Origin of the sequence: Actinokineospora pegani (assembly GCF_009745975.1) — a bacterium.
Taxonomy (GTDB): domain Bacteria; phylum Actinomycetota; class Actinomycetes; order Mycobacteriales; family Pseudonocardiaceae; genus Actinokineospora; species Actinokineospora pegani.
The window spans coordinates 289,697-310,799 of record NZ_WHOL01000107.1; the positions used below are offsets into that span (position 1 = coordinate 289,697).

Consider the following 21,103-nt stretch of genomic DNA (forward strand, 5'->3'; position numbering starts at 1 on the left):
CGCGAGTGCTCGGCTCGCCTGCCGCACGGCCCTGGCCGACCACCCCGGGCCCCGCGACGCGCCACCGGGGGTCAGCCGCCCAGGCCGGTGAGGTCGGTGGCGAGGGCGGCGAGCCGGTCGTCGGCGGTGGCCACGAGGCGCTGGGCGAGGGTGACCCCGACCAGGTAGCGGCGGGCGGGCAGCCGCCGGTAGTAGACCGCCCCGTTCTCCACGTCGAGGACCAGGCGGGTCAGCCGCCCGCGCAGGGCGCCGCTGGTGGCCCGGTTGAGCTCGTTGGCCAGCGGCCCCAGCTCGGCGCCGAGCTCGGTGTAGAACGCGCGCCGCTGGGCGGCGGGGGCGTGCGGGGACAACGCGGCGACGGCGTCGGCGCCGAGGCAGTCGACGGTGGTCTCCTGCCCGCCCGACCAGTAGGACACCAGGTGCAGCCCGGCGGGGTCGACCTCGGCGCGCAGCAGGGCGGGGATGTCGGCGTCGCCGGGGTGGGCCAGCGGGCGGGTGGGGTTGTGCTCGGGGTCGGGCACGGTGTCGAAGGACCCGTAGTTGGGGGCGGGCAACCCCTCGAACCCGCGCAACCGGGTGGCCAGCTCGGCCACCGCCCGGTCCCCGGCGTCGACCGCGGCCCGCCCGGCGGTCACCGACATCACCCCGACCACGTCGTCGCCGGGGCGCACGGTGTCGCAGAACAGGGCGTTGGCCTCGGTGGAGACCACGGTGCGGATCAGCCGCCCGGTCCGCACCCGCTGCAACCGCCGGTCCAGGCCGCGCGCGGCGGTGGTGACCTGCCTGCCCAGCCGCTCCACCGCGTCGCGGCGGCTGCCCCCGGCCAGGGCCCCGGGCGGGTCGTCGAACCGGTCCAGGGCGAACACCAGGGCGCCACCGCTGAAGTGGGCGAGGAAGTCCAGGTCCGCCGCGGCGGCCATGGTCGCCCGGAACTCCGCCCGCACCCCCACCGCGGCGGCGGGCACGTGTTCGGGGGTGTGCTCGCGCGGGTCAGGTCTGGGGGATGTCGACATCGATCAGCCTCCAGCCGGTCGGGTCGCCGCGGTCGGCGAGGGACAGGTTGTGCCGGGCGTCGACCGCGCACGGGTGGTCCGGGCCCAGGTAGTCCACGGCGTCGGCCAGGGCCTCGGCGGTGATGTCCCTGCCCTGCTCGACCCGCCCGGTCGCGGCCAGCAACGCCCCCAGGTCCACCGCCGCCGACAGCGTCCACGGGTGCACCCGCTCCAGCCGGTCGGTCAGCGCCTCCACCGCGAACCGGTGGCGGCGCTCGGCCCGCTGCACCGACCCCGCCGCGGCCTCGGCCATGCCCAGCCCCAGCTCCGCCAACGCCAGGAACGGGTGCCCGGTGGCCAACCCCAACCCGGAGTGGATGCCGGTGTAGGCGTCGGTGGCCAACTCCAACGCCATCGCGTGGTCCTGGCCGAACCGGCGCTGGGCGTGGGCGTAGCTCATCGTCGAGGCCAGCGTGTCCGGGTGCATCTCCCCCTGCAACGCCCGCATCACCGTGCGCGCGTTGCGGGCGTGGCTGCGCGCCCGGCCCGCGTCGGTGGGGCGCAGCGCCGCGCTGAACTGCCACTCCGCGCGCACGGTGGCCATGGCCTCCGCGCCGAGCAGGTCCCGCAGCTTCTGCCACGCGATCTGCAACCGGGGCGCGGCCTCGGGCAACCGCAACTCCCGACGGTAGACCCCGACGGTGGTCGCCGACCACCACGTGGCCGGGTCGTCCTCACCGAACAGGCGCAGCCTGCGCCGGTGGTTGTCCTCCTCCACCCGCAACGCCCCCTCCGCGTCCCCGGACAGGAACCGCGACAACGCCAGGTTGTTCGCCGCCCGCCGCGTCTGCGGGTGGTCCTCACCCAGCTCCCGCAGGTAGGACTCCCACGTCAACTGGTCCTCGACCAGGGCGTCGGCGTAGCGGCCCATGCCGCGCAGGTCCCCGCCGAGCCCGCGCGCGGTGGCCAGCGTCGGCAACTCCCGCGCCCCACCGGGCCGGGCCCGCTGCCGGGCCAGCGCGTCCCGGTCCAACTCCAGCGCCCGCTGCTGGTCGCCCAGGTCGCGGGCCAGGTTCGCCAACTGCCCGGCCAGCCGCAACCGCAGCGGGTCGTCCACCCCGAACCGCGCCGCCCAGTCGGCCAGCACCGACAACCCCAGGACCAGGGCGGCGTCGAGGATGCCGTACTCGGCCCGGTGCTGGTACAGGTACCGCACCTGGTTGACCAGCCACCGCCGCACCTGCGGGTCAGCGCTGCCCAACGCCCCCGTGGGCAGCACGTGCCGCTGCAACTCGGCGAACCGGGCCGCCGACGAGGCGTCCTCCGAGGTCTCGGCGGGGGCGTAGCGGGCCAGGCAGCGCAGCAGCGTCGCCCGCCGCGCCTCCCGCTCCTGCGGGCCCATCAACTCCCCCACCACCTCCTGCAGGGTGTTGCCGATGTGCACCCGCCCGCGCGTGCCCCAGTCGACCTCGAGCAACCCGTACCGCTCACCCAGCCACAACGCCCGGTCCACCCGCGCGGCGTCCAGGCGCAACGCGTCGTCGTCGGCCAGGTCGGCCACCGCCGCCACCAACGGCCGCGACCGCACCAACCCCAACGCCACCCCCTGCGCGGACAGGAACGACCCCAACTGCACCAGCAGCACCGTCACCCGCCCCAACGACTCCGAGGCCAGGGTCCGCAACGCCAACCCCGTCATCCGCAACCCCGGGGCGCCCCCGCCCGCGCCGCCGGCGCCGGGGGCGCGGGTCAACTCCGCCACCAACTCCCCCGCGGCGTGCTCGGCCGAGGCCACCACCGCCGACCCGGCCGCGCAGAACCCCTCCACCGTCTCCCGCAGCCAACACCCGGCCAGCTCCAACGCGAACGGGGAGAACTCCACCGCCCCGGCCACCCGCGCCGCGGCCTCCGGGGCCAGACCGGGCACCATCGCGCACAGCAGCGCCACCGCGTCCTCGCGGCCCATCCCGGTCAACTCCACCGTCGAGGCCACCGACGACCGGGTCGTGATCAGGATGTGCCCGGTCGACCCCCCGGGCAACAGGTCGTCGAGCCCGTCGTCGGGGGGCACGTCGTCGAACACCAGCAGGAACCGCCGGTAGGCGGCGTCGGTCGCCAACCCGCTCAACGCCGCCCGCGCCTGGTAGCCGGGGGTGCGCCCCATCCCCGCCGCCAGACTCGCCAACGCCAGGAACGCCCGCTGCCGGTCCCCCGCGGGCACCCACCACACCACGTCGTAGTCGTAGGCGAACCGGTGCGCGTACGCCAACGCCAACTGGCTCTTGCCCGACCCCGCCGCACCGGTCAACGTCACCAGCGTCCGCCGGTCCCCCGACCTGGCGAACCGGTCGCGCACCGCGTTGATGTCGGCGTCACGCGGCATCAACCGCTCGTTGAGCGCGGGCACCCCGAACCGGGGCGGCGGCAACCCGGGCAGCCTCGGCGCGGGCGCCCCCACCGGGCCCCGCCGCTCCACCAACCCCAACGCCCGCAACATCGCCGACCGGGTCCGCTCGGCGTCCTCGGCGGCCTCCCGCCGCGTCGACTCCCCCACCGGCCCACCGGGCAACCGGGTCGGCCGCACGTGGTGCACCCGCGCCGCCCGCCCCGCCACCCCGGCCAGCACCCCCGGGTCGACCTCGTCGACCACCACCACCGACGGCGCCGGGCCGCTGGCCCACCAGTCCCCGGGGTCGGCCAGGTCCCCCGTCAGCGCCCCGGCCCGCTCCACCTGCTCACGCACCCAGTCCGACCACGGCCGCCGCGCCGCGGACGCGGCCACCAGCACCCGCTGCGGCGGCTCGTCGGTCGGCAACCCGAACGCCCGCCGGTACCCCGCCCGCACCGACGGCGGCACCGGGTCCCCGCTGGGCAACCCGTGCCCGGACACCACCGCCGCCAACCCGTGGTAGCCCGCGGCCAGCGCCGGGGCCGTCGCCGAGGACTCCACCAGCACCGCCAACAACGCCGCCGGGTCGTCGTGCCGCCACGCGGGAACCTCCAGGTGCCCGTCGACCGGCGGGTCGTCGGACTGCTCCACCGAGATCGGCGCGAACGCCCGGTGGATGTCCGTGCGCGCCTGCGCCACCACGTCCGGGTCCGCCGCCACGGTGAACGGCGCCGCCAACGCCACCACGTCCACCCGCACCGGCGCCGCCCGCCGCAACCCCGCCGCCACCTCCACCGCCGCGGCCACCGCCCGCGGCCCCCCGGCGAACACCACCACCGCCAGGTCCGCCAACGCCGCCGCCGCGGCCAACCGCGCCGGGTCCCGCCCCGCCGGGAGCAACACCAGCACGTCGTCGTACCCCGACTCGGTCAACAACCCGCGCAGGTCACCCGACACCGCCGCCCCCGCCGTGGACGTCACGAAATCCGGCAACCCGCCCGGCGCCCCCGTCGCGATCAGGTCCACCGCCCCCGCCACCCCCGGCACCGCGAACCGGTCCACCGGCCCCGGCCCCTCCGGCCGCGAGTGCGCCGGGACCAACGCCAACAACCCCGCCCACAGCGCGTCGTCGACCTCGCCCGTCTCGACCAGGAACGGGTCCAGGAACTCCCGCACCGGCGGCGACTCCGTCGACCAGTCCAACACCAGCACCCGCCGCCCCGAGGCGCACAGCAGCACCGCGGTGTTCGCCACCGCGTCCGCCCGCCCCGGCCGCACCGCCGCCGCGGCGAACACCGTCACCGCCGCCTGGCCGCCCGCCTCCCGCACAGCCTCCCGTCGACCGCTCATCCCACTCTCACATCCCCACGACGAACCCATCCACCCTCGGACCCCCGAACCCCCGCGCCGGGTGCCCGCACCCGACCAAGATCACCCGAACGTCGCAACACCCTAGATCGAGTTCTGGAACGCCGTGAACCGCCCCGAGGGCTCCCCCGCCTCGGCCAACACCCGCGCCAGCGCCACCCGCAACACCGACTGCGGCAGCGCCGCCAACTCCGCGAACCCCAACCCCGCCAGGTCCGGCACCCCCTCCCCCAGGTCAACCGGGTCATCCGCACCCCGCCGCGCACCCTCGTCCATCAACCGCACCCCTCTCCCGGCACCCGCTCCCGACACCCACACTGACGTCACGGTCAGTATCGGCACCACCACCCATCGTACTGGAAAAGGAGGCCGCGGCGGGCGATGCGCCGAACGGGTGCACACCCCGCTGACCCCGCCGAAGGGCCCCGCCCACCGGGGATGATGCCGAACAGCGGCCACCCGGACGAGGCCGCCCGCCTGCCGAGGGGAGGACCACCCCATCGACACACCCGAACCGTTCCGCCAATTCGTGCTCAAGGTCCACGGCCGCTGCAACCTCGCCTGCGACTACTGCTACGTCTACCGCCTCGCCGACCAGCGCTGGCGCCACCGCGCCCGCGCCATGACCCCCCACACCGCCACCGCCGCCATCGACCGGATCGCCGAACACGCCCGCACCCACGACCTCGACACCGTCCACCTCGTCCTGCACGGCGGCGAACCCCTCCTCGCCGGACGCGCCACCATCGACCACACCCTCACCACCGCCCGCGCCCGCATCCCCGCCCACGTCGAGACCTCCCTGCAGACCAACGCCCTGCTCCTCGACACCGCCTGGCTCGACCTCCTCGACACCCACCACGTCCGCGTCGGCGTCAGCCTCGACGGCACCCCCGCCGCCCACGACACCCACCGCCGCACCCACACCGGCCACGGCACCCACGCCACCGTCACCGACCGCCTCCACCTGCTCACCACCAACCACCGCCACCTCTTCGCCGGACTGCTCTGCGTCATCGACCCCACCCACGACCCCCTCACCACCTACACCGCCCTCACCGAGCACACCCCACCGGTCATCGACTTCCTGCTCCCCCACGGCACCTGGACCACCCCACCCCCGCACCGCCACCCCGACCCCACCCACACCCCCTACGGCGACTGGCTCGTCACCGCCTTCGACCACTGGTACGACGCCCCACCCGGCCCCACCACCATCCGCCTCTTCGACGCCCTCGTCGGCCTCTGCCTCGGCGGCCACTCCACCGTCGAAGGCCTCGGCACCGACCACCCACCCCAGGTCGTCATCGAGACCGACGGCACCATCGAACGCTCCGACATCCTCGCCGCCACCGTCCCCGCCGCCTCCGCCACCGGCCTCACCGTCCACCACCACCCCCTCGACGCCGCCCTCGCCCCACCCCCCGAACCCGCCCCCACCTGCCACACCTGCCCCCTGCTGCGCGTCTGCGGCGGCGGCCACCCCGCCCACCGCCACCACCACACCACCGGCTTCGCCAACCCCTCGGTCTACTGCCCCGACCTCACCCGCCTCATCACCCACGCCCACACCCGCCTCACCACCGACCTGGACCGCATCCGATGAGGACCCACACCCTCCCCGACACCGCCCTCGACGCCCTGGCCACCGGCGGCGGCGCGGACGCCCTCACCACCCTGCGCACCGCCCGCCGCAGCCGCACCCTCGGCCTCATCCGCCTCCTCGTCACCGACGACCCCACCGCCACCGCCGCCTTCCACGCCCTCGGCGAACTCCGCGCCACCCACCCCGAGGCCACCGACCGCGTCCTCGACGACCCCGTCACCTCCGCCTGGGCCACCGCCCTCGCCGCCCGCGGCCGCGGCCACCCCGCCGACCTCGCCCTCGTCACCGCCGCCGCCGCGATCCGCGCCGGGGTCAACCTCAACTTGAGGTTCAGATCAACCTCGACCGCAGTCCTACCCTCCCTCGGCACCCTCACCCCCACCAGCGCAAACGGCCCCACCAACGCCCTCGACTGGACCCCCTTCCCCACCCTCGGCCCCTTCACCATCACCACCTGGCCCCCCGGCCTGCTCCCCGACGACCTCGACACCACCCCCGCCACCCACCACTGGAACACCACCCTCACCACCGCCTGGACCCTGCTCACCCGCGACCACCCCACCGCCGCCACCGAGACCACCACCCTCCTCACCACCGCCACCCCCCTGCACGCCCCCCACGGCGCAGAAACCTCAGCCACCCTCACCGACGCCCTCGGCTGCGTCTTCCTCTCCCCCGGCACCGACCCCGAGACCACCGCCGCCACCCTCACCCACGAAACCCACCACACCAAACTCTCCGCCCTCATGGACATCCACCCCCTCACCCACCCCAGCACCACCCGCTACTACGCCCCCTGGCGCCCCGACCCCCGCCCCCTCACCGGCCTCCTCCACGGCACCTACGCCCACCTCGGCGTCACCGCCTTCTGGGCCACCCGCCGCACCACCCACCCCCACCACCGCGCCGACGTCGAATTCGCCCGCTGGCGCACAGCGGTCGCCGACACCACCACAACCCTGCGCACCGCCCCCCTCACCGAGACCGGCCACCGCTTCGTAGCGGGCCTCACCACCGCCGCCCACCACTGGCTCACCCACCCCGTGGACCCCACAGCCCAAGCCGAGGCAGACCACCTCAACCACACCCACCGCACCACCTGGCTAACCCGCCATACCTAACCCATCACCACCAACCTCCCCCACACCCGACACCGCCACTCCACCCAGCTCCCCGCCACCACACCCACAAAACCGGCTCTGTCATCCCTGGGCCTCGACCCAGTCCTGGCCGCTTGTAGCTCCACGGCCCCACGGGACAGGCCCCACCCAGCCACAGCAAGGCCCACACCACCAAAAATCTCACCCCCGACCTCTCACCACAAACCCAATAGCGCCCCACCCCCACCTCCCCCCACCATCACCCCGTGATCTCCCACGTCTTCCCACCCGCGGCCCTCACCCTCCACACCCCCCGCCTCGAACTCCGCCTCCCCACCCCCGACGAACTGGCCCACCTGGCCACCACCGCCGCCCAAGGCATCCACCACCCCGACACCACCCCCTTCAGCACCCCCTGGACCACCGGCACCCCCCAACAAGTCGCCTCCCGAGTCGTCCTCCACCACTGGCGCGCCCTCGGCAACTGGGACCCCCACCACTGGGCCCTCCCCCTAGCCGCCTTCCACCACGGCCACCCCATCGGCATCCAAGAACTCAAAGCCCGCCACCTCGCCACCACCCACACCGTCTCCACCGGAAGCTGGCTCGGCCAACCCCACCACGGCAACGGCTACGGCAAAGAAATGCGCAACGCCGTGCTCCACCTCGCCTTCACCACCCTCGGAGCCCACCGCGCCCGCTCCGCCGCCTTCGACACCAACCCCGCCTCACTCGCCGTCAGCCACGCCCTCGGCTACACCCACGACGGCACCGAGGAACTCGTCGTCCTCGACAAACCCGTCCGCCAACACCGCCTCCTGCTCACCCGCGACACCTGGACCAACCCCACCCCCACCACGACCACCGGGGCCACCGCCTGCCTGCCCTGGTTCGGCCTCTGACCAGCTAACACACCCCCCGCCGCACGAACTCCCACGCCCGCTCCGCGTCCAACAACGGCGGCGCGGCCCGATAAGGACTCTCCACGGCCCCCACCACCACACCCGACCGCACCAACCCACCCGGCGCCCCAGGCTCCAACGTCCGCAACAACGCCACCGCCCCCGCCACCACCGCCGCGGCCACACCGTTGCCCGACGCCGCCCCCAACGGCCCCGGCACCTCCTCCCCCGGCGCCAACACCCCCCGCGGCACCTCGTCCTCGTCCTCCCACTCCGCGAACCAACTCGGCCGCCCCACCACCGAGCACGAGAACACCGGCACCACCCACGGGTGCTCCGTCACCTCGCACAACGACACCCCCGCGGCCGCCACCACCGGCACCCCCGCCGCGGCGGCCTCGTCCAACGCCGCCCCCACCGCCACCCGATGCGACCGGGGAGCCGACCGCGCCACCGCGCTCACCAACACCACACCGACCTCCGCGGCCACCATCGACCGCACCGCCGACGCCACATCACCCACCCCGCGCCCCACACCCCACACCCGCACCGGGGACTCCGGGACGATCCCCAACCCCGCCGACCCCGACACCCCCGCCAACACCGGGGCGTCCGCGAACGACGCGGCCAACCCCACCGACACCGGCTGCGACCCACCACACCGCCGGATCAACCGCGTCAACCGAACGAGATCCACCCACGGCGACCTGCTCACCCGCTGAGCGACGACCATGGACCACCACACTCCTCGGACGCAGCGAACGGGGCACACAACCCCACCGGACATCGCAGAGTGTAATGATCATTGGGCGCTCAGTAACCACCCCCAACCGAGTGACACCCACCGCCCCACCGAGTGAAACTCACCGCTCCTCAATACGCACCGAGTCACCAGAGAACAACCGAACAGCCGCCACGATCTCCGCCAACTCCTTCCGGAACAACCGCGTGTCCACCGGCAACCCCGGCCCCGACGCCACCGGCCACGCATCCCGCCGATGCAACCCCACCACCCCAGGCGACCCCGGCGTGATACTCGGCCGCACCCGAAAATGCAACGTCGGCCCCTGCACCACCACCGCCCGCAACGTCTCCCACGGCAAAAACGCAGGCCCCTGCCCCGTCGGCACCCGCACCCCCGCCCGATCCACCGTCAACGACGTCGACCGCCGCTTCCGCCGAGCGAAATACGCCGCCAACTTCAACACCACCGCCACCACCGACCCCACCAACACAACCAACCCCACCAACGGCACCGGCCACCCCACCACCAGCAAAACCACACCCACCACCACACCAACCCCACCACCGACCAACCACGGCCGCAACGGCCTCCGCCACGCCGCCTCGTCAACCTCAGCCTCGAACAGCTCGCCAACACCAGGAACCAACGAACTCGACATGCACCGAGCCTATTGCAGACGCGAACCCCCACAAACGAGAGGTTGCCGACCACCACACAACCCAGACCACCCCAAAACCCACAAACACACCCACGTCGCGAACCCGCCAACCCGCGTACCCACAGCCCGAACAGGGTAAATCACCAAACACCACACCCCAACACCACAAGGAGCACCCATGCCCCGCGTCCACCAACACCGCCGCCGACTCCCCGGCAGCTGGTTCCGCACCACCACCGTCCAGAGCCACTACCGCCGCTCGCCCACCCTCATCCCCACCACCATCGCCATCATCGCCGCAGCCACCGCCCTCATCCTCCTCCTGATCATCCTCCTCTGACCAACCCCCTCACCGCCCCGTCGCACCACCCACCACAGCATCCCCAGCAGGCGCATCCCCCGAACCCGGCTCCGGCGGCACCACCCCCGCCAACCCCCCACCCGAGTCATTCACCCGCAACACGAACGGCCGCGTGTCCGTATACCGCACCACCGACACCGACGCCGGATCCACCACGATCCGCTGAAACGAATCCAAGTGCTGCCCCAACGCGTCCGCCAACAACGACTTGATCACATCACCGTGCGAGCACAACAACCACACCGCCCGATCACCGAACTCAGCCGACACCCGCGCGTCATGCGCCCGCACCGCCGCCACCGCACGCGCCTGCACCGCCGCCAACCCCTCACCCCCCGGGAACACCGCCGCCGAAGGGTGCTGCTGCACCACCTTCCACAACGGCTCCTGCAACAACTCCTTGATCGCCTTACCCGTCCACGACCCGTACTCCACCTCAGCCAGGTCGTCCTCCACCACCGGCGACAACCCCCGAGCCGCCACCAACGGCGCCACAGTCTCAGCACACCGCGTCATCGGCGACACCACCACCGACCGCAACGGCACCTCGACCAACCGCTCCACCAACCCCTCCGCCTGACGCCGCCCAGACTCATCCAGGTGCACACCAGGGGAACGACCGGCGAGCACACCGGAGTTGTTCGCCGTCGACCGGGCATGGCGGAGGAACACGACAGTAGCCACACCCCGAGCCTATTCGGCCGACGATCAGGTCGGGCTCACCACCCCCGTCGCCAACAACCCGCACAACACCGCCCCCACCACGATCCGATACCAGACGAACACCATGAAGCTGTGGTTCGACACGTACCGCAGCAACCACGCCACACACGCGTACCCCACACCGAAAGCCACCACCGTGGCCACCACCGTCTGCGGCACCGACGCCTCGAACGGCGCTGACGGGTCCACGTTCACGATGTCCGGGATCGAGAAGATCCCCGCCCCCATCACCGACGGGATCGCCAGCAGGAACGAGTACCGCGTCGCCGCCCCCCGGTCCAACCCCATCACCAACCCCGCCGTCAACGTCCCACCCGACCGAGACACCCCCGGGATCAACGCCAACGACTGCGCGAACCCCATCGCCAACGTGTCCTTCAACGTCAGCTTGTCCCGAGCCAGCTTCGCCGTCTCATCCGCCACCGCCAAGAACACCGCGAACACCATCAACACGATCGCCGTGACCCACAGGTTGCGCAGCGTCGACCGGATCTCGTCCTTGAACAACACCCCCAACACCGCGATCGGCAACGACCCGATGATCACGTACCAGGCCAACTTGTAGTCCGGACTCGACCGCGCCGCCGAGTTGAACAACCCCCGGAACCACGCCGCGACCAACCGGCCGATGTCCTTGGCGAAGTAGATGACCACCGCCAACTCGGTGCCCAACTGGATCACCGCGGTGAACGACGCACCCGCATCGGCCCCGAACCACAGCTCGGAGACGATGCGGATGTGCGCCGAAGAAGAGACCGGCAGGAACTCGGTCAAACCCTGGACGATGCCAAGGACGATTGCTTGAAACCAGGTCAACTACCGACTCCCGCGAGATCCAGAGCTTCCGCGGCGACCCGCAGGGCCGCCTTGCTGCGCTCAAGATCTTGCAGGATCGGTGAAACGGTCAACGTGGTGACCCCCGATTGCGCCAGGGCCTGCATCTTCTCCGCGATCCGCTCCTTGGGCCCGAGCAGCGCGGTCTGGTCGACGAACCCGAGCGGCACCTTCGCCGCCGCCCCCTGGTAGTCCCTCGCCAAGTACAGGTCCTGCACCTCGGCCGCCTCGGCCTCGAAGCCCATTCGGCACGCCAGGTTGTTGTAGAAGTTCTGCTCCCGGCTCCCCATCCCGCCCACGTAGAGCGCCGCGTACGGGCGCACCAGGTCAGCGGCCGCCTCCCAGTCGTCCTGCACCACCAACGGCGTCGTCGGCACCACGTCGAACCCCTCGAGCGTCTTGCCCGCCTTCGCCCGCCCCCGGGCGATCAGCTCCAACGACTCCTTGCCGTGCTCGGGCGAGTAGAAGATCGCCAGCCACCCGTCGGCGATCTCACCGGTCAGCTCGAGGTTCTTCGGCCCGATCGAGGCCAGGTAGATCGGGATCTGCTCGCGCACCGGGTGCACGGTCAGCTTCAGCGGCTTGCCGGGCCCGTCCGGGATCGGCTGCACGAAGTGCTTGCCCTGGTAGTCCACCCGCTCCCGGCGCAGCGCCGAGCGCACGATGTCCACGTACTCGCGGGTCCGACCCAGCGGCTTGTCGAACTTGACCCCGTACCAGCCCTCCGACACCTGCGGCCCGGAGACGCCCAGGCCCAGCCGGAACCGCCCGCCCGACAGCGTGTCCAGCGTCGCCGCCGTCATCGCCGCCATCGTCGGCCGCCGAGCCGGGATCTGCAGGATCGCCGACCCCACGTCGATCCGCGAGGTCTGCGCCGCCACCCACGCCAGCACGGTCGGCGCGTCGGAGCCGTAGGCCTCCGCCACCCACGCCACCGAGTAGCCCAGTCGATCGGCTTCCTTCGCCAGCTCGAGGTTCGCCGCGTCGTTCCCGGCACCCCAGTAACCCATGTTCAGTCCAAGTCGCACGCCGCGACCGTACCCGCCGGTAGCACTCCCCGACCAGCACAGACACCCCTCCTCTTCCTGGCGTACTGAATCTGGGTCTTCGTGTGCAGGTCACCGCGTCCAATCTTGGCTAAGAGTTTATTATCTTGATAGTGAATAGCTGATACATAATCTCAAGCCCTGAGAGCACCGCGCCGACCAGTCGAGCCGGAACCACAGCCCGCGGGATCACAACCGCGTGCGAACAGCCGCCGACGCTTCCCGTCTGCGATGAACCCCCATCGAGCCACTCCCCCTCGCTTGTCATGAGCGCTTCCCGAGCCCCCTCCCCTCATTCAGCTGTGTTTGTGGTTGAGTTACGCGCGTGCATTTATCTGTTCATCTAGATAGTGAATAATCGATAGTTAGTTCGATGGAGATAACCCTGGTGGGGAAGAGTGAACGCGGATCGCCCCATCGCCCAGTGGCGCGCGGCCGCCGTCCCTTTAGGCTTCTGGTTCGTGGAGCAACGACACCTCGGGCGTAGCGGCCTCCGGGTCTCCCGGATGGGCCTGGGCACGATGACCTGGGGCGGGGACACCGACGCGGAGACCGCCGCCGCCCAGCTCGCCGCGTTCACCGAGGCCGGCGGCACGCTGGTCGACACGGCGGACGTCTACGCCTGCGGGGAGAGCGAACAGGTCCTCGGCGAACTGCTCGACGACCTGGTGCCGCGCGACGAGGTCGTCCTCGCCACCAAGGCCGTCGCCCGCCGCCACGACGGGCCGTTCGGCGGCGGCGCGTCCCGGGGGGCGCTGCTGCGCGCCCTGGAGGGCTCCCTCACCCGGCTCGACACCGACCACGTCGACCTCTGGCAACTGCACGCCTGGGACGACCAGGTCCCGCTGGAGGAGACCCTGTCCGCGGTCGACGCGGCCGTGCGCAGCGGCAAGGTCCGCTACGCCGGGATCTCCAACTACTGCGGCTGGCAGACCGCCACCGCCGCCACCAGGCAGGCCACCGTCCCCGGCGCCGCCCCGCTGGTCAGCACGCAGGTCGAGTACTCGCTGCTGGAGCGGTCGGTCGAGCGCGAGGTGGTCCCGGCCGCCGAGCACCACGGCATCGGCCTGCTCCCCTGGGCCCCGCTCGGCCGCGGCGTGCTGACCGGCAAGTACCGCACGAGCACCCCACCGGACTCCCGCGGCGCCTCCGCGCAGTACGCCCCGTACGTCGACCAGCACCGCACCGATCGCGCCGCCCGGATCGTCCAAGCGGTGGCCACGGCAGCCGAGGGCCTGGGCACCTCGCCGCTGGTGGTGGCCCTGGCCTGGGTGCGCGACCGCCCCGGGGTCGTCGCCCCGATCGTCGGCGCCCGCGACGTCGCCCAGCTCAAGGGGTCGCTGGCGGCGGAGGAGATCGTGCTCCCGCCCGCGATCCGCGCCGCCCTCGACGACGTCAGCGGATTGGAGTTCGGCTACCCCGAGGCGAGCCGCTAGGCCGTGTTCCAGGCTCGTGGGTCTCGAAGTGCGCGCGCACCTCGGTGCGGAACATCAACCGCCCGGCGCAGACCAGGGCGAGCAGGACCAGCAGCACGACGGCCAGGCCGGTGGCGCCGGTGCACAGGGTCGCGCCGGGCAGGGCGTTGACGATGCCGGTGGCCAGGCCCGCGGGGCGGGCCCAGGACCTGCCCGCGCGGGTGCTGAGGGCGAACCAGATCGCCAGGCCGAGCGGGATGAGGAAGGCCGAGAGGTCGTGGTCGGCGGTGGCCCCGTAGAAGGCGAGCTGGGCCGCGCTCCCGACGGTCGCCAGCAGGAGCAGGGAGCAGGACGCGCGAGCGGCCGCGGGTGGGACCTCGGGGTTGGGGTTGCCGAGGATCGGCACGTTCGCCGGATCGATCGCCATGACGCCTCCCGCGCTGGATGCCCGGTCATTCGGTGCGCAACACGACCGTGTTACGAGACCGCCTCGCTTTCGCTCGATCGGGTTAACGCGCTCACTGTGCGGGACGTGACGGTGGGGCATCGTGGCCGTGCGTGTCGGTGTGCGGGATGCTGGGGGAGCCCATCCCCCGCCCTGGAGGTCCGAGAGTTGCGCTCGCTGGTCGCTGCCGCCCTGGTCGTCTGCACAGGGTCCGCCCTCGTCGCGGGGTGTTCGTCGGACACCGGACCGACCGATGAGCTCATGGTCTCGTCGAACCCGGTCGCCGCGACGGCCGCCCGCTCCCCCGAGCAGACGGCGACGCCGCCTGGGACGGTGCTGCCGCTGGACGCGCCGGTCACAGCGGCCGCCGTCGACGCGGGCAGCCGCACGCTGGCCCTCGCGGTCGCCACTCCCCCGTCGATCCGGCTCCTCGACCTCGACCAACCCGACGCCGAACCGCGCACCGTGCCGCTCGACGGCCCGGCCTCCGCGCTGTCGGTCGCCGACGGCGGCACGCTCATCGCCTCGCTGGGCGAGCGCGGCAGCGTCGTGCGCGTCGACCTGGCCTCGGCGCGGGCCACCCCCTCCCCCGTCGACGGCGCACCGGTCGACTCGGCCGGGTTCGGCGCCGACACCCTCGTCGCGGTCCGCGACCAGAGGGGCGTGGCGGTCCTGGGCGGTGACAACACGGTCCGCAAGGTGATCACCGGCGGCCTGCTCAGCGCCGACCAGGTCTACGGCGCGGGCGAGCGCGCCATCGTGCTGGACCGCCTCCGCAACGCCGTGTTCCAACTCGACGTCGACGGCGGCACCATCGGCGAGGGCCTGCGCGCGGGCCAGGGCTCCACCAACGGTGTGGTCGACCGCTACGACCGAGTCCTGGTCACCGACACCCGCGGCGGCGCCCTGCTGGCCTTCTCCGCCGACCCCCTGCTGATGCGGCAGCGCTTCCCGGTCCCCGGCGCCCCGTACGGGATCGCCTACGACCCCCAGCGCGACCTCGCCTGGATCACCCTCACCGAGCGCAACGAGGTCGTCGCCTTCGCCGTCGCGGGCGGGGAACCCGTCGAGCGCCACCGCTTCCCCACCGTCACCCAGCCCGACCACATCGCCGTCGACCCGACCACCGGCCGGGTCGTCGTCGCCTCCGCCACCGGAGCCGGAGTGCAGGTGATCACCCCATGACCGACGACGAGTGGGAGTACCTCCCCCTCCGCCTCCCCCCTGGCGTCTCCCGCCTGACCGCCACCACCCAGCTCTCGATCCAAGCGGAGTTCGGCGGCTGGGAGCTGTCCAACGTCCGCCTCTACAGCGACGGGACGCGCAAGGTCCTGCTGCGCCGCAAGAGGCGCAAGGTGGCCCTGCCGGTCATCACCTAGGCCACGACGCCGGCGTGCGCGGCGATGACGCGCCAGGCGGTCCCGTCGTGCGTCCAGGTGCGCGTGTAGCGGACCCGGGCAGTGAACGGCTGGTCGCCGGTGGTGGCTTCCAGGCTGCCGAGGAACCAGGTGACCCCGGTGGCGCCGCTGACGTGGACCCGCAGGTCTTCTTCCTCGAGTCGGGTGAGCTTCTGCTGCCCGCTGTTGTGCGCGTCCAGGTCGTCCTGCTTGGTCAGGACGCCGCCGTCGGGGCCGGTGAACAGCATGGCGTCGTCGATGAGCTCGTCGAGGACGGCGGTGTCGGAGCCGAGCTGCGCGGCCTGGAGGCGGCGCTCGGCGGCGCGGAGGGTCTCTGCGGTGGTCACGATTCCACTATGGCCCGCAGACCGGAGGGTCGGAGGGGAATCAGCCGTGGGCGATATCCACCCTCACCTGACGGGCTGCTCGGCGACCCCGTCCCACACCGCGCGGCTGCCCGCGTCGCCGACCCGGTAGACCTGCACCCCCGCCGCCCCGCCCGCGATGACGCTGAGCACGGCGAAGACGACCAGCACCGGCTTGGCCCAGGACTTCGGCCGCTCGGTCCGGACGCCCGCCTGGTGCGCGATCATCAGGACGAGCACCGCGAGGAACAGCGGCACCACGAAGAAGATCAACTGCTTGCCCAACGCCTCGTGCGCCTGGATCAGCTCGTTCTCCGGCAGCCGCTCCTGCAGGGCGAACCCGCTGACCGAGGCCACCGGCGTCAGCAGCATGGCGACCCCGGCGAAACCGACCACCAGCCACCCGTACCGCCTGCGCGCCGCGGGCCACACCGCGATCACGACGGCGCCCAGCGCGGCCAGCGGGATCAGCACCACGACCGCGTGCACCACCAGCGCGTGGACCGGCAGACCGTCGACGAACTCGAACATCGGGCACCTCCAGGTGGAACGGACCATCACCCCCGGTTACGCCTCCCGGCGGCAGATGGTTCAGGTTTCACCTAAATCTGTCGCCCCGCAACGCGGCCGACGCGAGCCCCACCAGCCTGGGCAGCACGTGGGCGGGCGCCTCGAGCGGCAGCATGTGCCCGACCCCGTCGAGCACCACCGCCGTCCCCTCCGGACCGGCCAGCGCCTCGGCGTGCGCGGCGGGCACGAGCCGGTCCCGGTCCCCCACCATGGCCAGCACCGGCACCTCGGCGGCCGCGCTGCGCACCGCGTCGCGGCGGAACCGGTCCAGGCCGGGGCGGAAGAGCAGGGCGGTCTCCGGCCAGTGCGCGGTGATCATGTCGGCCACCAGCCGGACGTCCTCGGGGTCGGGGTTGTCGCCGAGCAGCGTCCAGCGCAGCCCAGCCTGCGTGGCCTTGTCGATCGGCCCGGCGATGCGGGAGCCGAGGATCGCCGACAGATCGCGGACGAGCGCGCCCAGCGAACTGGTCCACGCGGTGGAGGTCTCCGCGATCCAACTGGCCCCCGTCGACAGGAACCCGAGGCCACCCACCCGGTCACCCAGGGTGTCGGCGTGCCGGGCGGTCGCGGCGGTCAGGACCAGCCCGCCCATGCCGTGCCCGACGAGGACCACCTCCCCCTCGGGCACCAGCCCGTCGACCAGCTCCGCCAGGTCGTCGGCCAGCCGCTCGACCACCGCGGTGGTCGGCGTGGCCCGCGTCGAGCGCCCGTGGCCGCGGTGGTCGTAGGCCAGCACCGCCAGCGGCCGCTCCGCCGCCTGCGGCAGGTCGTCGACCACCTTGTGCCAGATCCGCTGGTCCTGGGCGTAGCTGTGGGCCAGGACGACGGTGACCCCGGCGTGCGGGTCACCTGCGCTGGTGATGGCTAACTCAGCCCCGTCCGCCAGCGCGAAGCGACCGGTCTCGAGCACGTCAGCAGGTGCGCAGGAAGCGGTCGAGCACCCGGGTGCCGAACTTCAGCGCGTCCACCGGCACCCGCTCGTCGACCCCGTGGAACAGCGCGCTGAAGTCCAGGTCGGCGGGCAGCCGCAGCGGGGCGAACCCGAAGCACCGGATACCGAGCTGCTGGAACGACTTCGCGTCGGTGCCACCGGAGAGCATGTACGGGATCGTGCGGGCGCCGGGGTCCTCAGCGGTGATCGAGTCCGCCATGTGGTCCACCAGCGCCCCGTCGAAGGTCGTCTCCACCGCGGGGAGGTGGGTGATGTACTCGCGCTCGATGTCCGGCCCCAGGATGTCGTCCAGCTCGCGCAGGAAAGCCTCCTCCCGCCCCGGCAACACCCGGCAGTCCACGACCGCCTCGGCCACCGAGGGAATGACGTTCGCCTTGTACCCACCGCTCAACATCGTCGGATTGGCCGTGTCCCGCAGCGTCGCACCCACCATCCGGGCCACCCCACCCAACTTCGCCACGGTCCCGTCGAGGTCCTCCTCGTCAAACCGCATCCCGGTCAACTCCGTCATGGCAGCCAGGAACTCCCGCACCGAGTCCGTCAGCACCAACGGGAACCGGTGCGTACCCAACCGCGCGACAGCCTGGGTGAGCTTGGTGACCGCATTGTCCTCGTGCACCATCGACCCGTGCCCCGCCCGCCCCCGCGCCCGCAACTTCAACCAGGCAATCCCCTTCTCCGCCGTCTCCACCACATAGGCCCGCACCCCGTCCTTGACGGTGATCGAGAACCCCCCGACCTCACTGATCGCCTCAGTGGCCCCCTCGAACAACTCCGGCCGGTTCTCCACCAACCACTGCGCCCCGTACTCCCCCCCAGCCTCCTCATCAGCGACAAAAGCAAAGATCAGGTCCCGCTTGGGCACAACCCCATCCCGCTTCAACCGCCGAGCGGTAGCCAACGTCATCCCCACCATGTCCTTCATGTCCACGGCCCCACGCCCCCACACGTAGCCGTCCTGCACAGCCCCAGAAAACGGGTGCACAGACCACTCAGAAGCATCCGCAGGCACCACGTCCAGGTGCCCGTGCACCAACAACGCCCCCCGCCCCGAATCCTCCCCAGCCAACCGGGCCACCACGTTCCCCCGCCCCTTGGCCCCAGACTCCACATAAGTCGTCTCAAACCCGACATCCGAGAGCTGCTCAGCCACCCACTCAGCAGCCATCCGCTCCCCCACCACCGTCGAGGGATCACCCGTGTTAGTCGTGTCGATCCGGATCAACTCGCTGGTGAACCGCACAGCCTCCTCCTCGGAGACCGCGGTAGCCGCACTCTGCTCACTCACCCCGCCTGTCTACCACCCCACCGCCCCCAGTTTGAGCCCCCTCCCGCGTGTCGAGTACTCTTGCCACCACAACAGCGAGGCCTTGACCTCGCAAGTCCGGGTGGCGGAATGGCAGACGCGCTAGCTTGAGGTGCTAGTGCCCTTAACGGGCGTGGGGGTTCAAGTCCCCCCTCGGACACCAGCGTTATCCCTACCAAAAGGGCGGACGGTCACCTCGACCGTCCGCTCTTCTGCTGTGTAGAGCGCTTCCAGGTCAAGAGCTTCGTAGAGGTTCCGCAGGTCGGCCGGGTCGGCGTTGCGGAGCCCCTGAGCCTGCTCAGTAAGCATGTCCATTCGGGCCTCGATCTCCTCCCGCTCGATCCGACGCCCTGCCGGGGTGTGCGCCAGTTCCTCCGATGCGGCGTTGATCTCCTGCTGTGCGCTGTTGATCCGGTCCACCAGCGCGTCCATCTCCACGCCGCGCTCAGCGAGGTTGAGCAAGTTCTTCACCCGCTCCTGCGCTGCCGCCTTACGCGCTTTGATCGCCTCCCCCCGCGCACTCTCGCCCGGATCTGCGGAGACGCCCAATAGGTGGCGGAGGGTGTTGTCGCGCTCCGGACGGCTGAACAACCGGCCGATCCAGTCGTTGAGGCCGTCGAGGATGGTGATTTCAGGGAGGTAGACATTGGCGGGGTGGGTAGCCAGCAAGGGTGAGCCGGGGACGATGGTCCGGGCCGCGCACCGGTAGTAGATGCGGTGCTGACGCGGGGTCCCCTCCATTCGACGCTTGCAGTAGGCGCACCGGACCCGGCCGCGCAGCGCGTAGACGTGTTTGGTGCGCTTGGTGCCGCGTTCGAGCCTGCTTCGGGCGGTCAGGCCACCCGCCGCGCGGGTGGCGCGCATGAGCGCCACCTCAGTGAACTCCTCCACGGTCACGATCGGCGGGTGTGCAGGCTCCCGGGACCGCACGACCCGTTCCGGGGCGGACCGCTTGAACAGCACTTTATGCCCGGCAGCCACGTCATCGGGATCGATGAGGACTTCGTGTTTGGTCCACCGGCCGAACACCGCGTACCCGGTATACCGGGGGTTCTCCAAGATCGCCTTGACCGCGCTGCCCTGCCATCCATCGGCCAACCGGTGACGGTTCTGCTCCGGTCGATGCGCCGAAGGGCAGGCGATGCCCTCCCGGTTGAGGATGTTGGCGATGGCTCGATCCCCGTTGCCCGAGACGTACTCGGCGAAGATCCGCCGCACGACCGCCGCCGCAGGCTCATCGACGCTCAGGACTCGCAGGTGGAAGCCCTCGGCGGCCTTGCGCGGGTTCGGGTGCGGCCCGCCGTTGACGGTCATGTACCCGTAGGGGGCGCGTCCGCCCTGGTGACGACCCTCGTTGACCACCTGCGCGTCCATTGCAGCGCGAACGCGGGCTTGGACGTGCTGGCGCTCGGACTCGGACATGCCGCCGAGCACGCTCATGAGCATCTTGTGGGAGGCGTTGCGCGAGTCGTACTTGCCGCCCAGTTCCGGCACCCAGATATCCACGCCGTACGCCTCGAACCGGGGCGCGACCAGCGAGAACTGGTTGCCGAACCAACACCGGGTGCCCTCGCCGACCACCAGTGCCGACCACCCTCGGTTCGGGTTCTTCAACGCCGCCAGCAGCTCCGACGCCTGCCGCCGCCGGTCCCAGGACACCGAGCGGGACTGACCGATGTCGAAGAACTCCTCCACCACCCGACCGCCGAGCGGACCCACGAACTTCTGCGCGTTGCCCAACTGCCACTCCCGCGACGTGCGCGGGTCCTGGTTGTCCTCGGTCGAGCAACGCCCATAGAACGCCAACCCACCGATCGCGTCCCCCAGCTCATCCTCGGCGACGCTCATGCCCCACATCTCGTCCAATGTCGCCCACGGGCTTGGGCTGATTTCAGTAGTCATCGCTTCCCCCTTCCGGAGGCGGCTCAA

General features: G+C 71.8%; 21 protein-coding genes and 1 tRNA gene. 9 read left to right on the forward strand and 13 right to left on the reverse strand.

Annotated elements, in window-relative coordinates; all coding sequences use genetic code 11:
* Positions 1-71: 71 nt before the first annotated feature.
* The 3 genes from GCL84_RS21215 to fxsA all read right to left on the reverse strand — a co-directional run bounded on the left by GCL84_RS21215 (position 72) and on the right by fxsA (position 5,025).
* Positions 72-1,013: a hypothetical protein gene (locus tag GCL84_RS21215; RefSeq protein WP_156757259.1), complete on the reverse strand. Its 942-nt coding sequence runs from the start codon at positions 1,011-1,013 to the stop codon at positions 72-74.
* Entirely contained in the window at positions 991-4,731 is a 3,741-nt protein-coding gene (fxsT, locus tag GCL84_RS21220) for an FxSxx-COOH system tetratricopeptide repeat protein (RefSeq protein WP_156757260.1), read from the reverse strand. The genes GCL84_RS21215 and fxsT overlap by 23 nt, the downstream gene beginning before the upstream one ends.
* Positions 4,732-4,833: 102 nt before the next feature.
* Positions 4,834-5,025 (reverse strand): FxSxx-COOH cyclophane-containing RiPP peptide, encoded by a 192-nt coding sequence (gene fxsA / locus GCL84_RS29440; RefSeq protein ID WP_197523410.1) that lies wholly within the window; start codon positions 5,023-5,025, stop codon positions 4,834-4,836.
* Positions 5,026-5,278: 253 nt separating this feature from the next.
* On the opposite strand from fxsA, the gene GCL84_RS21230 reads away from it, so the two are divergent.
* The 4 genes from GCL84_RS21230 (at position 5,279) to GCL84_RS21245 (ending at position 9,079) form a co-directional block, all read left to right on the forward strand.
* On the forward strand, positions 5,279-6,355 hold the full coding sequence (locus tag GCL84_RS21230) for an FxsB family cyclophane-forming radical SAM/SPASM peptide maturase (protein ID WP_235926532.1): 1,077 nt from the start codon (positions 5,279-5,281) through the stop codon (positions 6,353-6,355).
* Positions 6,352-7,476 carry an aKG-HExxH-type peptide beta-hydroxylase gene (locus GCL84_RS30700; RefSeq protein ID WP_156757263.1) on the forward strand — a complete coding sequence of 375 codons (1,125 nt, stop codon included), beginning with the start codon at positions 6,352-6,354 and terminating at the stop codon, positions 7,474-7,476. Before GCL84_RS21230 ends, GCL84_RS30700 begins: the two co-directional genes overlap by 4 nt.
* A 245-nt stretch (positions 7,477-7,721) precedes the next feature.
* Entirely contained in the window at positions 7,722-8,357 is a 636-nt protein-coding gene (locus tag GCL84_RS21240; protein ID WP_156757264.1) for a GNAT family N-acetyltransferase, read from the forward strand.
* Positions 8,358-8,545: 188 nt separating this feature from the next.
* On the forward strand, positions 8,546-9,079 hold the full coding sequence (locus GCL84_RS21245) for a hypothetical protein (protein ID WP_156757265.1): 534 nt from the start codon (positions 8,546-8,548) through the stop codon (positions 9,077-9,079).
* A 141-nt stretch (positions 9,080-9,220) separates the two neighbouring features.
* Here the strand turns inward: GCL84_RS21245 and GCL84_RS21250 are convergent, their stop codons facing one another.
* Entirely contained in the window at positions 9,221-9,760 is a 540-nt protein-coding gene (locus GCL84_RS21250; protein WP_156757266.1) for a hypothetical protein, read from the reverse strand.
* Between the two features lie 178 nt (positions 9,761-9,938).
* Between GCL84_RS21250 and GCL84_RS29445 the strand changes: the two genes are divergently transcribed.
* Positions 9,939-10,100: a hypothetical protein gene (locus tag GCL84_RS29445; protein WP_197523411.1), complete on the forward strand. Its 162-nt coding sequence runs from the start codon at positions 9,939-9,941 to the stop codon at positions 10,098-10,100.
* A gap of 9 nt (positions 10,101-10,109) precedes the next feature.
* Here the strand turns inward: GCL84_RS29445 and GCL84_RS21255 are convergent, their stop codons facing one another.
* Genes GCL84_RS21255 through GCL84_RS21265 form a run of 3 tightly spaced genes read right to left on the reverse strand, consistent with a single transcriptional unit; the run spans position 10,110 to position 12,706 of the window.
* Positions 10,110-10,805, reverse strand: a complete 696-nt coding sequence (locus GCL84_RS21255) for a histidine phosphatase family protein (protein WP_156757267.1) — start codon at positions 10,803-10,805, stop codon at positions 10,110-10,112.
* A gap of 24 nt (positions 10,806-10,829) precedes the next feature.
* A complete protein-coding gene (locus GCL84_RS21260; RefSeq protein ID WP_156757268.1) occupies positions 10,830-11,660 on the reverse strand; it encodes an undecaprenyl-diphosphate phosphatase in 831 nt (276 codons plus the stop codon).
* On the reverse strand, positions 11,657-12,706 hold the full coding sequence (locus GCL84_RS21265) for an LLM class F420-dependent oxidoreductase (protein WP_156757269.1): 1,050 nt from the start codon (positions 12,704-12,706) through the stop codon (positions 11,657-11,659). The genes GCL84_RS21260 and GCL84_RS21265 overlap by 4 nt, the downstream gene beginning before the upstream one ends.
* Positions 12,707-13,185: 479 nt before the next feature.
* On the opposite strand from GCL84_RS21265, the gene GCL84_RS21270 reads away from it, so the two are divergent.
* On the forward strand, positions 13,186-14,160 hold the full coding sequence (locus GCL84_RS21270; RefSeq protein ID WP_197523412.1) for an aldo/keto reductase: 975 nt from the start codon (positions 13,186-13,188) through the stop codon (positions 14,158-14,160).
* On the opposite strand, the gene GCL84_RS21275 is transcribed toward GCL84_RS21270, so the two are convergent.
* Positions 14,120-14,566, reverse strand: coding sequence for a hypothetical protein (locus GCL84_RS21275; RefSeq protein WP_156757270.1), 447 nt, complete (start codon positions 14,564-14,566; stop codon positions 14,120-14,122). The genes GCL84_RS21270 and GCL84_RS21275 overlap by 41 nt on opposite strands.
* A gap of 186 nt (positions 14,567-14,752) precedes the next feature.
* On the opposite strand from GCL84_RS21275, the gene GCL84_RS21280 reads away from it, so the two are divergent.
* Positions 14,753-15,769 (forward strand): NHL repeat-containing protein, encoded by a 1,017-nt coding sequence (locus tag GCL84_RS21280; RefSeq protein WP_235926533.1) that lies wholly within the window; start codon positions 14,753-14,755, stop codon positions 15,767-15,769.
* Positions 15,766-15,963: a DUF5703 family protein gene (locus tag GCL84_RS21285; RefSeq protein WP_156757271.1), complete on the forward strand. Its 198-nt coding sequence runs from the start codon at positions 15,766-15,768 to the stop codon at positions 15,961-15,963. The genes GCL84_RS21280 and GCL84_RS21285 overlap by 4 nt, the downstream gene beginning before the upstream one ends.
* On the opposite strand, the gene GCL84_RS21290 is transcribed toward GCL84_RS21285, so the two are convergent.
* From GCL84_RS21290 to GCL84_RS21305, 4 genes are all read right to left on the reverse strand, one after another.
* Complete coding sequence (locus GCL84_RS21290; protein WP_197523413.1) at positions 15,960-16,328, reverse strand: nuclear transport factor 2 family protein; 369 nt, start codon at positions 16,326-16,328, stop codon at positions 15,960-15,962. The genes GCL84_RS21285 and GCL84_RS21290 overlap by 4 nt on opposite strands.
* A gap of 63 nt (positions 16,329-16,391) precedes the next feature.
* Entirely contained in the window at positions 16,392-16,877 is a 486-nt protein-coding gene (locus GCL84_RS21295; RefSeq protein ID WP_156757273.1) for a DUF2231 domain-containing protein, read from the reverse strand.
* Between the two features lie 67 nt (positions 16,878-16,944).
* Positions 16,945-17,826 carry an alpha/beta fold hydrolase gene (locus GCL84_RS21300; protein WP_156757274.1) on the reverse strand — a complete coding sequence of 294 codons (882 nt, stop codon included), beginning with the start codon at positions 17,824-17,826 and terminating at the stop codon, positions 16,945-16,947.
* Between the two features lies 1 nt (position 17,827).
* Positions 17,828-19,156: a M20/M25/M40 family metallo-hydrolase gene (locus GCL84_RS21305; RefSeq protein ID WP_156757275.1), complete on the reverse strand. Its 1,329-nt coding sequence runs from the start codon at positions 19,154-19,156 to the stop codon at positions 17,828-17,830.
* Between the two features lie 94 nt (positions 19,157-19,250).
* Here GCL84_RS21305 and GCL84_RS21310 point away from each other — a divergent pair.
* Positions 19,251-19,337, forward strand: a tRNA-Leu gene (locus GCL84_RS21310).
* Here the strand turns inward: GCL84_RS21310 and GCL84_RS21315 are convergent.
* Positions 19,316-21,022: a recombinase family protein gene (locus GCL84_RS21315; protein ID WP_235926534.1), complete on the reverse strand. Its 1,707-nt coding sequence runs from the start codon at positions 21,020-21,022 to the stop codon at positions 19,316-19,318. The two genes, GCL84_RS21310 and GCL84_RS21315, sit on opposite strands and share 22 nt — an antisense overlap.
* Positions 21,023-21,103 lie beyond the last annotated feature (81 nt).

Coding starts and splice junctions, on each gene's coding strand:
- GCL84_RS21215 (WP_156757259.1), bottom strand. CDS start 1,013: ATGTCGACATCCCCCAGACCTGACCCGCGCGAGCACACCCCCGAACAC.
- fxsT (WP_156757260.1), bottom strand. CDS start 4,731: ATGAGCGGTCGACGGGAGGCTGTGCGGGAGGCGGGCGGCCAGGCGGCG.
- fxsA (WP_197523410.1), bottom strand. CDS start 5,025: ATGGACGAGGGTGCGCGGCGGGGTGCGGATGACCCGGTTGACCTGGGG.
- GCL84_RS30700 (WP_156757263.1), top strand. CDS start 6,352: ATGAGGACCCACACCCTCCCCGACACCGCCCTCGACGCCCTGGCCACC.
- GCL84_RS21250 (WP_156757266.1), bottom strand. CDS start 9,760: ATGTCGAGTTCGTTGGTTCCTGGTGTTGGCGAGCTGTTCGAGGCTGAG.
- GCL84_RS29445 (WP_197523411.1), top strand. CDS start 9,939: ATGCCCCGCGTCCACCAACACCGCCGCCGACTCCCCGGCAGCTGGTTC.
- GCL84_RS21275 (WP_156757270.1), bottom strand. CDS start 14,566: ATGGCGATCGATCCGGCGAACGTGCCGATCCTCGGCAACCCCAACCCC.
- GCL84_RS21285 (WP_156757271.1), top strand. CDS start 15,766: ATGACCGACGACGAGTGGGAGTACCTCCCCCTCCGCCTCCCCCCTGGC.
- GCL84_RS21295 (WP_156757273.1), bottom strand. CDS start 16,877: ATGTTCGAGTTCGTCGACGGTCTGCCGGTCCACGCGCTGGTGGTGCAC.
- GCL84_RS21315 (WP_235926534.1), bottom strand. CDS start 21,022: ATGAGCGTCGCCGAGGATGAGCTGGGGGACGCGATCGGTGGGTTGGCG.